Raw genomic sequence first — 13,846 nt, forward strand, 5'->3', positions numbered from 1 at the left:
TCAGCGTGTGCAGATGGTTACTTCTTGGCTGCGGGAGCCTCGGCCGGCTGCGCGCCCTTGGCCAGTTCTGCATGCAGGTTCGCTACCGATGGGTACTGCAGGTCCGGACGGAACGGGAAGGTGTCCATGTCATCACGGGCGGTGATGCCGGTGAAGACCAAAGCGGTCAGCAAGCCTGCTTCCATGCCTGCCACGATGTCGGTGTCCATGCGGTCGCCGATCATCGCCGTGGTTTCCGAGTGGGCGTCGATGCGGTTCAACGCGGAACGGAACATCATCGGGTTTGGCTTGCCCACGACATATGGTTCGCGGTTGGTGGCGCGCGAGATCAACGCTGCGATGGCACCGGTTGCCGGCAGCAGGCCTTCGGCCGATGGGCCGGTGGCATCTGGGTTGGTGGCGATGAACTTGGCGCCGCCCTCGATGAGGCGGATCGCCTTGGTGATCGCCTCGAAGGAGTAGGTGCGGGTCTCGCCCAGGACCACATAATCAGGATTCTGGTCGGTCATGATGAATCCGGCGTCGTGCAAGGCGGTGGTCAGTCCGGCTTCGCCGATCACGAAGGTGCGGCCGCCTGGACGTTGGCGGGCCAGGAACTCAGCGGTAGCCATGGCCGAAGTCCAGATGTTCTCCTCTGGAACGTCCAATCCCGAAGCCAGCAGGCGGGCGCGGAGGTCGCGCGGGGTGTAAATGGAGTTGTTGGTCAAGACGAGGAAACGCAGATTGTTTTCACGCCAGTACCCCAATAGCTCTGCGGCACCTTTTACGGCCTGATTTTCATGGACAAGAACGCCGTCCATATCAGTGAGCCAGCACTGGATATCGTGGACAGTACGTGCGGCGCGGTTGGTAGTCGTCACGAGGTGAAGTCCTCCCTGATGAAATTGTGGTGGGAGCTATCTGCGTTGAAAGGTTCCCCTGCTATTAAAAAGACTACACAGCCTCGGGGAATTGCGCCGTGAACAAGGGCACGATGAGAAAGAACTACGCTTAATACCGTGAATCAAGAAACGCATGAGCCAGTGAACGACCCCAGCGAGCAGCACGTCATCGGAGTGGGCCCCTGGGAAGGGGAACTGCCTGCCGATGAAAAGTATGACCCGGAGCTGCTGGCCAACGGCGACCGGCGCAATGTCGCCGACAAATATCGTTACTGGACGATGGACGCCATCATCGAGGATCTCGATGAGCGCCGCCACGATTTCCACATTGCCATTGAAAATTGGCAGCATGACATGAATATCGGGACCGTGGTGCGCAGCGCCAACGCATTCTTGGCCAAGGAAGTCCACATTATTGGCCGCCGCCGCTGGAACCGTCGAGGTGCGATGGTGACAGATCGTTACCAACACGTGCGCCACCATCCGACCGTGGAGGATTTTGTTACCTGGGCTGAAGCCGAGGGGCTCACGATCCTGGGAATCGATATCTTCCCGGATTCCGTGCCGCTGGAAACCTACGACCTTCCGAAGAATTGCGTATTGGTGTTTGGCCAAGAAGGACCCGGTTTAAGCCCTGAAGTCCATGCTGCAGCTAAGGACACCTTGTCAATTGAACAATTCGGATCAACCCGGTCCATTAATGCCGCTTCCGCGGCTGGAATTGCCATGCATGCGTGGGTCCGCAGGCATGTTTTCGGGCAACGAGTTGGCTAACGCAAAAATTAATACTGAAGAGTATTAGTCGAGCATCTGGATTAGTTACATTTTTCCGCTTAGGCTGTTAATCGGTTATGAAAATGTGATCTGGGAGCGAGTGGCTGTGAAACGACGTCATCAAGTGAACCACGACTTATTGCTGCCCGGATTGCCTCGACGCAAGAACCCCGTGGTTATCTGGTCGACCTCCATCGTTGCCGCACTGGGGTTAACCGGTGCGTTGGCAATTCCTATCGTGGCGCAGCCAGCTGATTCGCGTCAGGGCGATGTTGAGGTGTCCATGGATGCCGTCGCGGATTACTCCCTTACTGATGGACCGATTTTTGTTAGCGCAGATGCTCCACTGAACGCCTTCGGCGCTTCCGGCAAAGACCTGGCCATTGACGGTCGTCCGCTGGGCATGATCGAGGGCGCCGCAGAGACTTCCGAATCAAGCAGCAGCGAAGAAGAATCCACTGCGCTGCTGGCTGGCACCGTTGGCGAGCTCGGCAAGCTTCCTGGTGATCTCCAGCTGATGCACCCGGTGAAGACCCGTCGCATTTCCAGCCCATATGGATGGCGCGCGAATCCGACCGGTGCAGGCAACCAGATCCACATCGGCCAGGACTACCCGATTTCTTGTGGCTCCCCGGTCTATGCGTCCGAGGATGGCACCGTTTCGGTTTCTGCATGGGCTGGCCACTCGGGCATGCGCGTGACCATTGATCACGGCTCCAATGTCCAAACCGGTTATAGCCACAACTCAAAGCTCATCGCGAAGGTTGGCCAAAGCGTCAAGCAGGGCGAGCTGATTGCCTTGGCTGGCACCACCGGCAACTCCACCGGCTGCCACGTGCACTTCGAGGTCATCATCGATGGCCGTTGGCACGACCCTCGCAATTACCTGCCGCTGATCCCAGGCCAGCGTCAGGCAATGATCGATTCGCAGCGTCTGACCGTGAACGCGAATACCGCGCCTAAGGGCAATGGTTCGCAGAACTCGGGCCAGTCCAATAATGCGCCTGATCCGGACATCATCGTTCCCGAGGACGACGAAACCCCATACATTCCTGCTCCGAAGCCGCGTCCTACGCCTACGAAGTCGACCAAGCCGACTCCAAGCCAGAGCGAGAGCGAAAGCCCAACCGGCACGAAGAGCCCAAGCGATTCGACCTCGCCATCCGAGAGCGAGTCCGAATCGCCGACGAACAGCCAGCCGCCGACTGTGAAGCCGTCTCCGACTAAGTTGCCATCAGAAACGTCTTCTCCAGAAGACCCATCGACACCTCCGCCATCGAATGTCGACGATTCGGATAGCCAGGCGCCTGCAAGCCCGCCGCCAGCAACGCCAGAGGATACGAGTTCCAAGGAGCCATCGACTACCAAGACGGGAAGCGTACAGTCGCCGTCAACCTCAAGTTCTTCATTCCTTGGGCTAACGCTTGATCCGACCGAAGGTGCAAGCCTGTCAGCCTCGATAACTGAATAAATAACTGCTGTTTGGACAACGGCCGTCTGCTGCGAGTGCCCTACTCGTTTCAGGCGGCCGTTGTCATTGAGAATAGTGGTTCTTTACCGTGTCACGATATGAGATTTTAGGTAGAGATAGTGACCTAGGCGATAGGATGGATGGCGAACCGCCGTCAATGGAGACGCGAAACCTCGCTAATCACCAGGAGTGAAGCATGCCTATCGCAACCCCCGATAAGTACAATGCCATGATCGATGCTGCCAAGGCAGGCGGCTACGCCTTCCCAGCAGTGAACGTGACCAGTTCGCAGACCCTGAACGCCGCAATCCGCGGCTTCGCCGAAGCTGAGTCTGACGGCATCATCCAGGTCTCCACCGGCGGTGCCGCCTACTGGTCCGGCGCCTCCATCAAGGACATGGTCGCAGGCTCGTTGGGCTTCGCAGCCTTCGCCCGTGAAGTAGCCAAGAACTACGGCGTCAACATCGCCCTGCACACCGACCACTGCCCAGCAGACAAGCTGGACAGCTTCGTGCTGCCACTGCTGGCTGCCTCGGAAGCTGAAGTTGCTGCAGGCCGCGACCCATTCTTCAACTCCCATATGTGGGACGGCTCGGCTGAGACCCTTGAAGAGAACCTGCGTATCGCTGCAGAACTGCTGCCACGCACCGCTGCTGCCAAGCAGATCCTCGAAGTTGAAATCGGCGCAGTGGGTGGCGAAGAAGACGGCGTAGAGAACGCTATCAACGACAAGCTGTACTCCACCGTTGAGGACGCACTGGCAACCATCGACGCACTGGGCGCCGGTGAAAAGGGTCGCTACATCACCGCATTGACCTTCGGCAACGTCCACGGCGTTTACAAGCCAGGCAACGTGAAGCTGCGTCCGGAGATCCTGAAGGATATCCAGGCTCAGGTTGGCGCCAAGATTGGCAAGGAAAACCCATTCGACCTCGTCTTCCACGGTGGTTCGGGCTCCTCCGAGCAGGAAATCGCAGACGCGGTTGCCTACGGTGTCATTAAGATGAACATCGACACCGACACCCAGTACGCATTCACCCGTCCAGTCGCCGGCCACATGCTGGGCAACTACGACGGTGTGCTGAAGATCGACGGCGAAGTCGGCAACAAGAAGACCTACGACCCACGCGTATGGGGTGCCAAGGCTGAAGAGTCCATGGCAGCTCGCATCGTTGAAGCTGCTCGTCAGCTGGGCTCGGCCGGAAAGTCGCTGAAGTAAATATGGTCGGCGAAAACCTGTTGGGCATTCCAGAAACTCTGCTCCCCGAGGAGTCCGAGGTCTTGGCACATCTTGAAGCTGGCGATGAACCAGTGGACCTGGCGGCCAAGTTCCCTTCCTCCTCGTTGGTGTGGGCGCTGCTGGCCGATGAAGCACACGGCGAAGGTCGCACCGTGGAATCCTACGCGTTTGCGCGCGTGGGCTACCACCGCGGTCTGGACTCGCTGCGCAAAGCCGGTTGGCGCGGTCAGGGACCAGTTCCTTGGAGCCACGAGCCCAACCGCGGCTTCCTCCGCTCGCTTTATGCGCTGGGCCGTGCGGCCGCAGCCATCGGCGAAGCCGAAGAAGTTGATCGCATCGGCAAGTTCTTGAACGATTCGGATGCTTCTGCCAAGGCTGAAATCGAAGCTGGAAAGTAAGCACCGGAATAAACACCAAACGGCGGCTCATCTCATGAAGAGATGGGCCGCCGTTTGTCGTTAATGAGCGCTTCGAAGGCTGATGTGAGCGCAAAGTTACCTTATTTCAACGGACGAAAACATATAGGCACAGGTCAAGACTCATTCAGTAATATGAGGGCATTCTCATCCAGCTCTACTTTTGCCTTCATTCTGTTCACCTAAAGTTCACTTAGAAGGGATCATCGCTTCACACTTTTGAAAGGGATAAGAATGTTGTCTTTCTGGACAGGACTAGCCTCAAACGTCATCGGCATTACCGTGCTGGTGTACTTCGTATACTTCCGTCGACACTTCCGCCGTGACCTTGTGCTCGCATACATCGCCTTGAGCATGGGTATCTTCGCGGTCACTTTGCTGCTTTCCGGCAGCGGCGCAGGCATGGGGCTGGGCCTTGGCCTCTTCGGCATCCTTTCAATCATCCGCCTTCGGTCAGACACGCTGACCCAGGAAGAAGTCGCCTACTACTTCATTTCCCTGGCCATTGGTTTGGTCAACGGCCTGCACCCGGACCCAGCATGGTTGGCACCGTCGGCCACCGCGGCTCTGGTGCTGGTCATGTTCCTGGCGGATCACCCAAGCTTCGCCCCGCGGACCGAACGCCAGACGGTGACCCTGGAGAAGGCCTATCCCAAGAAAGCTGAACTCCAGTCGGCTCTGGAAGAACTGCTTGATGCCAAGGTCCTGCGCACCGTTGTTGTCGAGCTGGATATGGTTCGTGATCTGACCATCGTTGACGTTCGCTTCCGCACCAATGCCGCTTCGCCGGAGAGCTCGGACAGCAACTACGCCAACGCGGAGAACTATGCAGGAACCTACGAACTGGCCAAGGGGCAAAGCGCTTCCCAGAATTCTTCGGTACAGAACGGAGCCAAGCAGGAGACCTGGTCCTAATGACTGCGCTCGATAGCCGTATTCAAACTGACCGAGCGACAAAGGCTCGCGAAGCATTGGAAGAAGCAGTTGCCTGCCGTGAACCGATCAGCCTGGAAGAAGTCGTGTCCGAGGCGGCGCTTCAAACTCGTGTTGATAAGAAATTCTTGCTCACTCCACAACAGTTCGCTGCATTGTCGGAACGCCTCGGCGAGAAGTTCAAGATCATGCAGATCGATGGCCTTCGCACATTCCGCTATGAATCCGTGTACTTCGACACCGAAGATTTTGACCAGTATCGGGCTCACCGCCAAGGACGGCGCAGACGCTACAAGGTCCGCTCTCGAACCTACGCTGACACTGGACTGTCCATGTTCGAGATCAAGACCAAGGGCCTGCGCGGGGCAACCGTGAAACACCGGATCCAACAGGACCTGTATCGGGCGGGTGAGCTGACCGAAGATAACCTGCAGTTCCTGGAATCCGTGTTGGATAGCGAATACGGCCAAGGAGTCCCTGAACTGCAACCGGTGCTAGACAGTTCCTATACGCGTGCCACCTTCGTGAACCCCATCGATTCCGAACGATTGACCTGCGATGTCGAACTGGAATACGCCAACTCAAAGACTCGCATCAACGGGCCAGACTTGATTGTCGTCGAGACGAAGTCTGCCGATGGCCGCGGAGCCTCGGACCGGGCGCTGGCGGAGCTGGGAATCAGGGAAGTGTCCATGTCCAAGTACTGCATCGGAGTGGCTCTGCTCAATCCGCATCTGCCGGCAAACCGCTGGAGCCGACTGCTGCAGCAGAATTTTGTCCCGGCTCCCACCCTGCGCTAAGCCTTGTGCCGGCTAGCTATTTTGCGGCTGCCAGACGGTAGCCGAAGCCGCGGACAGTCTCGAAGCGTGCAGAGCCGAGCTTATTACGAAGGTAGCGGACATACACGTCAACCACGTTTGAACCAGGATCAAAATCGTAGCCCCAGACTCGCGAAAGCAACTGTTCCCGGCTGAGCACCTGGCCTGGGTTGCGCAAAAATGCTTCGGCCAGGGCGAATTCGCGGGCTGAAAGATCCACTTCGGTTGAATCCACGGTGACCCTCCGGCGCAGCAGATCCATGTGCAGGTTTTCGTGGGTCAAGGACGAAACCTCAGGGGCGTTGTCCTCGGTCCGCAAGCGCAGCCGTACTCGGGCGAGTAGCTCATCAAAGTGGAATGGCTTAGCCATGTAGTCATCTGCGCCGTTTTGCAGCCCAGCGACAGTGTCTTCAACACTTCCGCGAGCGGTCAGGATGATGACCGGGGTGGTAATCTGCGCTGCTCGCAATCGGCGTAGAACGGAGAACCCGTCTTCGTCCGGCAAGCCCAAATCCAGGATGATCAATTCATGCTCGCCGTCGAGCGCCTGGGTGAATCCGTCGTGGCCCGTCTCTGCAATGGAGGAAGTCAGCCCGGCAGCCCGCAGCCCTTTGGCGACAAACGAGCTGATGCGGGGTTCATCTTCGACGATCAATATTTGGCTCATGCTTCCTTGCTTCCTGTCGACAGCGGCAAATCAATATAGAACGTGGATCCCTTATCGGGCTCAGAGTTAACCCAGACGCGTCCACCGTGGGTTTCGGCGATGGCTTGCACAATATTCAATCCCAGCCCGGACCCGGAGGAGCGTGCGGAGTTCTGTCCGCGTCCGAAGCGTTCAAAGATGCGTTCCAGATCTTCGGTTTGGATGCCGATGCCGGCATCGGAGACCCACCAGCGCAAGGTGGTTTCTCCATGTCCATTGCGCAGGATCTCGTTGCCCAAGGCAATGCGGCTATCATCTTCGGAGAATTTCACGGCGTTGGCGCAGAGCTGCAGCATGGCCTGGGTCAGGCGTATCGGGTCCAGCCTGACGGTAGCCTCGGTGCGGTAGTCGATGCGCCATTGGCGCTGGCCCAGGCCGCGGGCCTTGTCCAGGATGTCATCAAGCAGCTTGCCCACCTGGACCGGCTCAATCTGCAGGAAGTCCGTGCGGTTGGACTTGGCCAGGGTCACCAAGTCATTGATCAGCAGGGACATGCGGCCCAACTCATCCATGGCGATATCGCGGCTCTGTTTCACATCCTGCGGGTCATCAGGATCCATCAATTCCAGATGGCCGTTGATGATGGTCACCGGCGTGCGCAGCTCATGTCCCACATCGTCTAGCAATTGGCGTTGGGCCTTGAGTGCGCCCTCGAGGCGGTCCAGCATTTCATTGACCGTGACGGTCAAGTCTGCGAACTCGTCATTGCCGGAGACTTCGATGCGCTGGGAGACGTCGGTTTCGGAGATCTGCTGTGCGGTGGTCTGCAGCCTGCGAATGGGTTCAAGCATTCGCCCCACTACCAACCAGGCCGCCAGGGCTGAGAGCGCCATGACCGAAGCCCCCACGGCGCTGTAGATCAAGAAGTTCCGGTCATTGGCCACCGCTTCCGCCGAGTAGTCGTAGGCCAACACGAAAGAGCCGCGCTCATGATCCGCCGGCAAGCTCACCGGTACCACTACGGCACGGTAGGTGGCGATATCCGTCTTTATGGTGCCCAACCGGATGTGGTTGCTGTCTTGGACTTGGAAGGCCCAGTCGATGAATTCGGGATCGTCTTCCAGCCGGGTGCCTACGATATCCGGCGCAGTCCAACGGACCTCCTTGCCGACAAGGGAGACCATTCCCTGCTTGGGGGAGGGCAGGGTGCGCTGCATGGCAATATAGAGCAGGTCCTCGGCATGCTCGAATCGTTTCATCGTTCGCGGGTCGACACCCGTTTCGGTCAGCACCCCGAATTCCTTGACGGAACGCGAGAGTGATTCATCAAGACGTTCATTGAGCTCGTGGCGTTGCACTGCGAAGCTGGCAGCACCAGCGGCAACCAAGGCCAGGCCGACCAATAGCAACATGCCGGTGAGCACGCGAGCGCGGATGGACCATCGGCGTTCGGGTGCTTTAATCATCGTCATCTACGTCGTCGGCCTCGTCATCGTCGTCATCAGACTCGTAATCGTCATCATCATCGTCGTCATCGTAGTTTTGGTTCCCTGACGGTGGCAATGGGGTGACGGTTTTCTTAGGCGGGGCCGGAGCTGGCGGCTTTGGCTTGGGCTTGACCGTTGGCGTGGGCTTAGGCGTGGGCTTTTTCGTAGAGTTGCTCGGCTTGGGGGTGGCGGATGGTGTGGGCTTGGCGGTCTTGGATGCGGAGGGGCTTGGCGATGGCGTTGGGCCATTAGGCACACCGCTGGTCGGGGAAGGGGATTCTTCTTCGAAAATGAATCCTTCACCGAGATCTTGATCCGAGGGGCCGCCCAAGGCGCGGCTGATCCCGAAGGCTCCCAAGCAGATGACCGCCACCACGGCGATGGAAGCCACGACGCGGCGCAACGTTTCCTTTCCCATGCCACCCATTGTTCCGGATGCAAATGAGATCTAGATGAGAGATGCCACTAGATGACGGCGCAGGCAGACCTAGCGCAGGTGCTCAAAGATAATCACCGTTTGGGTTGAAGAAAACGCACGGTTGGAGCCGAGATGAGCCGCAACGAAGGTGCGCAGATCATCGATGCTCCGGGTTGCAACCCGGACCAGTAGATCAGGTGATCCACCGAGCACGAAGACCTCTTTGACCTCCGGCAGCTGCTGCAGTGACTTCGCCGAGGAAAGCAGCCGGTCCCGGGCCGAGGGGGAGACGAGCACGGAAATCATCGCGTTGACCGTGACGCCAAGCAGTTTTTCATTGATCGCCGCGTGGTAACCGGTAATGATTCCGGCGTTGGATAGTGCCTTGACCCGGCCGAGGCACGTCGAAGGGGCTATGCCCACCGTGGCAGCGAGAAGGTTATTGGGAATCCGGGCGTCTTTGCTCAGTTCCGAGAGGATCGCCAGATCGGTGGCATCAACGCGAACAGGATTCGGAACGGCATCGCCTTGCACTTCCCAGAGGGAATTCTCCACGGATATCTCATTTCATTCTTTATGAAAGTTCGGAATCAGTCGCGTGATCTTGTGTTTGATTCTACGATAACTACAGCGTGGAGAACTGAAATCCTAGGAGAAAAATGTCTACCGAGTTGACTCGTCAAGCCTTGTCCCAGCTGGATGCAGCGGATCCCTTGACGGCATTCGCTGACCGTTTCATCTTGCCTGAAGACACCATTTACCTTGATGGAAACTCTCTCGGTGCTCTGCCCAAGGGTGCTGCCGAACGCGCGGCCCAGGTGGTGAGCGAAGAATGGGGACAAGGCCTGATCCGCTCATGGAACACCGCAGGCTGGTTCGACCTGCCACTGAAGCTGGGGGACAAGCTGGGAAGCTTGCTCGGAGGGAAGCCCAATGAAACAGCCATCACCGACACCACCACGCTGAACCTGTTCAAAGCACTGGCCTCGGCACTGCGCACGCAAAAAACCGATGCGCCACAGCGCCGGGTGATCCTGACCGAACGCGACAATTTCCCCACCGACATCTACATTGCCGAAGGCCTGGCAGATCTGGTCAACTCCCTGTCCCAGGAGACCGGCGTCGCGTACGAGGTGAAGCTGATCGATGACGAGGCATCCTTGCGCGCGGCCTTAGATGACAGTGTTGCCGTAGTGGCGCTGTCGCACGTGAATTACCGGACCGGTGCCATGTGGAACATGGATGAGATCACAGCAGCGATCCACGCTTCCGGTGCGCTGGTGATCTGGGATCTGGCCCATGCTGCCGGGGCTGTGCCGGTGGATCTGAACGCCGCAAATGCCGACTACGCAGTGGGCTGCACCTATAAGTACCTCAACGGCGGACCAGGCTCGCCGGCCTTCATCTGGGTCAACGCCCGCCACCACGAACGTTTCTGGCAGCCGCTGTCGGGCTGGTGGTCCCACAACAAGCCCTTCGAAATGTCGCAAAGCTACACCCCGGCCAATGACATCCGCCGATTCATGTGCGGCACCCAGCCAATGACCTCGCTGGCCATGGTCGAGGTAGGACTCGACATCGCCTTGGAAGCGGATATGGCTCAGGTGCGCGCCAAGTCGCTGGAGCTTGTTGATCTGTTCATCAACCTGGTTGAGACGCGATGCGCTGGTTATGGTTTGGAGTTGGTGACTCCACGCGAACATGCGGCACGAGGCAGCCACGTCAGCTTCCGACATGAACATGGCTACGAGATCATCGCCGCGCTGATCGACCAAGGGGTCATCGGTGATTACCGGGAACCTGAAGTCCTGCGCTTCGGCATCACCCCGCTGTACCTGTCGCGCACCGATATCTGGGATGCCGTGGAGAAACTGCGTGAAATTCTGCACACCAACGCATGGCAGCGTGAAGAGTACGCCGTGCGAAATGCCGTGACGTAACCGGGAAACCGGCAACGGCTCCATATAACAGCTCTACCGCTGGCCTGCGATGGCCAGAGTACGCTTGTACGCAACACGGCATGTTCTGATGCCGTGCTGTTCGCATGAGATTTAGGGAGCATTGTTGGGCAAGCAGCCGGTACGCGCCACTGACGTCGGGTCGGGTCTGAAGAAGTCGCTGACTCCCGCGCAGATGTCCATGATTGCTCTGGGCAGCGCCATCGGCACCGGGCTTTTCGCCGGCAGCAAGCTGGCCATCATGATGGCTGGACCGTCGGTGATCCTCAGCTACGTGATCGGCGGGGTGGTGGCTCTGCTGGTGATGGGAGCGCTCGCCGAAATGACAGTCAAACAACCGGTGGCAGGGTCCTTCGGCGTCTATGCTGAACGCTATCTTGGCCGTTTTGCCGGATACCTGACCAAATACCTGTATTGGTCCGCATTGATCTTCGCGGTGGGCACCGAGGTCAGCGCTGTTGGCGAGTATATGCAGTACTGGTTCCCTCAGATCACCGGATTATGGTGGGTGGCCATTTTCTCTGCCGTTCTCTTGGCAGTGAACTTCTCCAGCGTGAAGATCTTCGGAACCACGGAATACTGGTTCTCGGCGATCAAGGTTTTTGCGGTCCTTGCCTTCATCATCATTGCCCTGTGGCTGGTCTTCCATAATTCCCAGGACCAGTTTGGCGTGCATAACTACAGTGCGGAAGGCGGCTTCTTCGCCAACGGATTATTCGGCACATGGAGCGCGGTCATCGTTGCGATTTTCTCTTATATGGGAATCGAAGCCATCTCGATTGCTGCCGCGGAAGCGCATAATCCGAAGGTCGCGGTGCGCAAGTCCTTCAAGGTGTCCTTCCTTCGGCTCTTGCTGTTCTACGTATTCACCATGGCCCTGATCCTGGCGGTGGCGCCCACCAGCGAATTGATTGCCGGTGGCTCGCCTTTTGTCACCGTGATGTCCCAGGTGGGTATTCCATTTGCCGACTCGGTGCTGAATTTTGTGCTGATTGTTGCCGCGCTCTCGGCCATGAACGCCCAGCTGTATGCCGCGACCCGCATGCTGCATTCGCTGGCTGATTCGGGCCATGCACCTCGCATTGCGCATCGGACCAATCGTGCCGGAGCGCCAGTTCATGCGGTGTGGATGTCCGCTGGCGGCATTGCCGTGGCCGCGGTGGTTTACGCGCTGGTCCCGGACGGTGGCTTTGGCATCATGCTGTCTCTGGCCACCTTTGGTGCGCTGGCTACCTGGTTCATGATCCTGATAACCCACGTGTCATTCCGGCGCAGGGTGAAAGAAGAACGCGTAGCCCTGGAATTCAAACTATTCGGATATCCAGCTGCCTCCATCCTTGGCGCGCTGCTGCTGGCGGCCTTGCTGGTGACCTCGTTCTTTGTTCCGCAGTTCAAGTACACGCTGATCTTCGGTGTGCCTTTTGTCGTGGTCATGTCGGTACTGTATTGGCTGGTCTTTGCCAGAAAAGAACAGAAAGAAACCGCCTAGCTCTGGCCAAGGCCAACCGTCAACGACAGCTGTGAGTTGAATTGGATTGGGCCTCCAGCCGAGTGTAGCTACCGCCGATTAATGGTGCTGGCACTAAGATCGTAGGGTGCCGTCTAGTTAGTTGGCGCAACCGATCTTCAAGGAGCGATAGTGGCCAAGTTGTATTTCCGCTACGGAGCAATGAATTCTGGCAAGTCCACGAGTTTGCTCCAGGCTGCTTTCAACTATGAAGAACGCGGCCAGCGAATCCTGCTGGCAAAGCCAGGCATTGATACCAAGGGTGACAACTCGATTGTTTCGCGGCTGGGCATCAAGCGCATCACTGATTTCACCATTGGTCCTGAGGATCATGTCCGGGAGCAATTCGCGGCCCAGAGTTCGGGAGATGACCCGAACGCGTTGGTGACACATGTTGATGCTCCACCGGTGGCCTGCCTATTGGTGGATGAGGCGCAATTCCTCACGCGTGAGCAGGTTGATGATCTGTTGCGCATCGCCGTGCTGGATAACGTGCCGGTGCTGGCTTACGGTATCCGCACCGACTTCCGCACCCATGCCTTCCCGGGTTCGGCACGCTTGATGGAACTCGCCCATTCCTTGGAAGAGCTGAAGACCATTTGCCGTTGCGGACGCAAGGCCATGTTCAACACCCGACGGGTTGGCGATGGTTTTGTCTTTGATGGCGACCAGGTGGCCATTGATGGCGAAGAGGTCGGGTACGAATCGCTGTGCGCCTCATGCTATCTCGAAGCTTCCGATGGGAAATTGAGCTAATTCCCACCCGTTGTCGCATCTCGTTTTGATTACATCGATGACGTGATGAAGATTCGTATGCCAGACTCTGATCATGAAATCTCCGCTTGGCTTATCACTCGTCGCTGCAGCGTTGCTGATACTTGCTGGCTGCGCTGAGGCAACACCTGACGGACAGCCAGATTCCAAGGATCTATTCGAGAAGTCCCGGCATTCTGATCGTGCGCCTTCAAGCTTCCACGATGATGTCCAACGCGAATCCTGCGGGGAGATAGACCTTTCGCAGGGTGAACAGATCCCCCAGGAAGCCCTTGCCTGCATGGATGCGGCAATAGGTGAACGCAATGTTGAATTGGCTGTCTCATCGCCAACTACCGAAGGTGATCCGATCATCACGTTTTACCGCACCAGTGCTGATGCCTCAGGAGTTGAGATGTTCTCCAACGGCGAGTACGACAAATTCGGTGCAGGGGACTGGATTCAGGCCACCTGCCCCGCAACGATGGCGCTCGCCGCACGCGAGGGCTGTCAGGATTAGAAACCTATTGTCGGATCCGTGAAC

General features: G+C 57.8%; 15 protein-coding genes. 10 read left to right on the forward strand and 5 right to left on the reverse strand.

Features of this window, described 5'->3' with window-relative positions:
• Window positions 1-17: 17 nt before the first annotated feature.
• Window positions 18-800 carry an HAD-IIA family hydrolase gene (locus tag D3791_RS09415; protein WP_172512950.1) on the reverse strand — a complete coding sequence of 261 codons (783 nt, stop codon included), beginning with the start codon at window positions 798-800 and terminating at the stop codon, window positions 18-20.
• Between the two features lie 198 nt (window positions 801-998).
• Between D3791_RS09415 and D3791_RS09420 the strand changes: the two genes are divergently transcribed.
• From D3791_RS09420 to D3791_RS09445, 6 genes are all read left to right on the forward strand, one after another.
• Entirely contained in the window at window positions 999-1,655 is a 657-nt protein-coding gene (locus tag D3791_RS09420; protein ID WP_022877041.1) for a TrmH family RNA methyltransferase, read from the forward strand.
• A gap of 106 nt (window positions 1,656-1,761) precedes the next feature.
• Complete coding sequence (locus tag D3791_RS09425) at window positions 1,762-3,126, forward strand: M23 family metallopeptidase (RefSeq protein ID WP_172512005.1); 1,365 nt, start codon at window positions 1,762-1,764, stop codon at window positions 3,124-3,126.
• A gap of 196 nt (window positions 3,127-3,322) precedes the next feature.
• On the forward strand, window positions 3,323-4,345 hold the full coding sequence (fbaA, locus tag D3791_RS09430; RefSeq protein WP_022877043.1) for a class II fructose-bisphosphate aldolase: 1,023 nt from the start codon (window positions 3,323-3,325) through the stop codon (window positions 4,343-4,345).
• Between the two features lie 2 nt (window positions 4,346-4,347).
• Window positions 4,348-4,764 (forward strand): DUF3151 domain-containing protein, encoded by a 417-nt coding sequence (locus tag D3791_RS09435; protein WP_172512006.1) that lies wholly within the window; start codon window positions 4,348-4,350, stop codon window positions 4,762-4,764.
• A gap of 252 nt (window positions 4,765-5,016) precedes the next feature.
• A complete protein-coding gene (locus D3791_RS09440; RefSeq protein WP_172512007.1) occupies window positions 5,017-5,697 on the forward strand; it encodes a DUF4956 domain-containing protein in 681 nt (226 codons plus the stop codon).
• Window positions 5,697-6,515, forward strand: a complete 819-nt coding sequence (locus D3791_RS09445) for a polyphosphate polymerase domain-containing protein (RefSeq protein ID WP_172512008.1) — start codon at window positions 5,697-5,699, stop codon at window positions 6,513-6,515. The genes D3791_RS09440 and D3791_RS09445 overlap by 1 nt, the downstream gene beginning before the upstream one ends.
• 16 nt (window positions 6,516-6,531) lie before the next feature.
• Here D3791_RS09445 and D3791_RS09450 read toward each other — a convergent pair whose 3' ends face one another.
• The 4 genes from D3791_RS09450 to D3791_RS09465 all read right to left on the reverse strand — a co-directional run bounded on the left by D3791_RS09450 (window position 6,532) and on the right by D3791_RS09465 (window position 9,639).
• The gene (locus D3791_RS09450) at window positions 6,532-7,200 is read right to left on the reverse strand and encodes a response regulator transcription factor (protein ID WP_159613705.1); all 669 of its coding nucleotides are present in this window, start codon (window positions 7,198-7,200) and stop codon (window positions 6,532-6,534) included.
• Entirely contained in the window at window positions 7,197-8,645 is a 1,449-nt protein-coding gene (locus D3791_RS09455) for a sensor histidine kinase (protein WP_246241981.1), read from the reverse strand. Before D3791_RS09455 ends, D3791_RS09450 begins: the two co-directional genes overlap by 4 nt.
• The gene (locus tag D3791_RS09460) at window positions 8,638-9,084 is read right to left on the reverse strand and encodes a hypothetical protein (RefSeq protein ID WP_172512009.1); all 447 of its coding nucleotides are present in this window, start codon (window positions 9,082-9,084) and stop codon (window positions 8,638-8,640) included. The genes D3791_RS09455 and D3791_RS09460 overlap by 8 nt, the downstream gene beginning before the upstream one ends.
• A gap of 69 nt (window positions 9,085-9,153) precedes the next feature.
• Window positions 9,154-9,639: an Lrp/AsnC family transcriptional regulator gene (locus D3791_RS09465; protein ID WP_022875345.1), complete on the reverse strand. Its 486-nt coding sequence runs from the start codon at window positions 9,637-9,639 to the stop codon at window positions 9,154-9,156.
• Window positions 9,640-9,743: 104 nt separating this feature from the next.
• Between D3791_RS09465 and kynU the strand changes: the two genes are divergently transcribed.
• The 4 genes from kynU to D3791_RS09485 all read left to right on the forward strand — a co-directional run bounded on the left by kynU (window position 9,744) and on the right by D3791_RS09485 (window position 13,822).
• The gene (gene kynU, locus D3791_RS09470; RefSeq protein WP_172512010.1) at window positions 9,744-11,024 is read left to right on the forward strand and encodes a kynureninase; all 1,281 of its coding nucleotides are present in this window, start codon (window positions 9,744-9,746) and stop codon (window positions 11,022-11,024) included.
• 124 nt (window positions 11,025-11,148) lie between these two features.
• Complete coding sequence (locus D3791_RS09475) at window positions 11,149-12,531, forward strand: amino acid permease (protein WP_172512011.1); 1,383 nt, start codon at window positions 11,149-11,151, stop codon at window positions 12,529-12,531.
• A 150-nt stretch (window positions 12,532-12,681) separates the two neighbouring features.
• The gene (locus tag D3791_RS09480) at window positions 12,682-13,305 is read left to right on the forward strand and encodes a thymidine kinase (protein ID WP_172512012.1); all 624 of its coding nucleotides are present in this window, start codon (window positions 12,682-12,684) and stop codon (window positions 13,303-13,305) included.
• Between the two features lie 73 nt (window positions 13,306-13,378).
• Window positions 13,379-13,822 carry a hypothetical protein gene (locus D3791_RS09485; RefSeq protein WP_172512013.1) on the forward strand — a complete coding sequence of 148 codons (444 nt, stop codon included), beginning with the start codon at window positions 13,379-13,381 and terminating at the stop codon, window positions 13,820-13,822.
• Window positions 13,823-13,846: the final 24 nt, after the last annotated feature.

Source organism: Glutamicibacter mishrai (genome assembly GCF_012221945.1).
In the GTDB taxonomy this organism is placed as follows: Bacteria; Actinomycetota; Actinomycetes; order Actinomycetales; family Micrococcaceae; genus Glutamicibacter; species Glutamicibacter mishrai.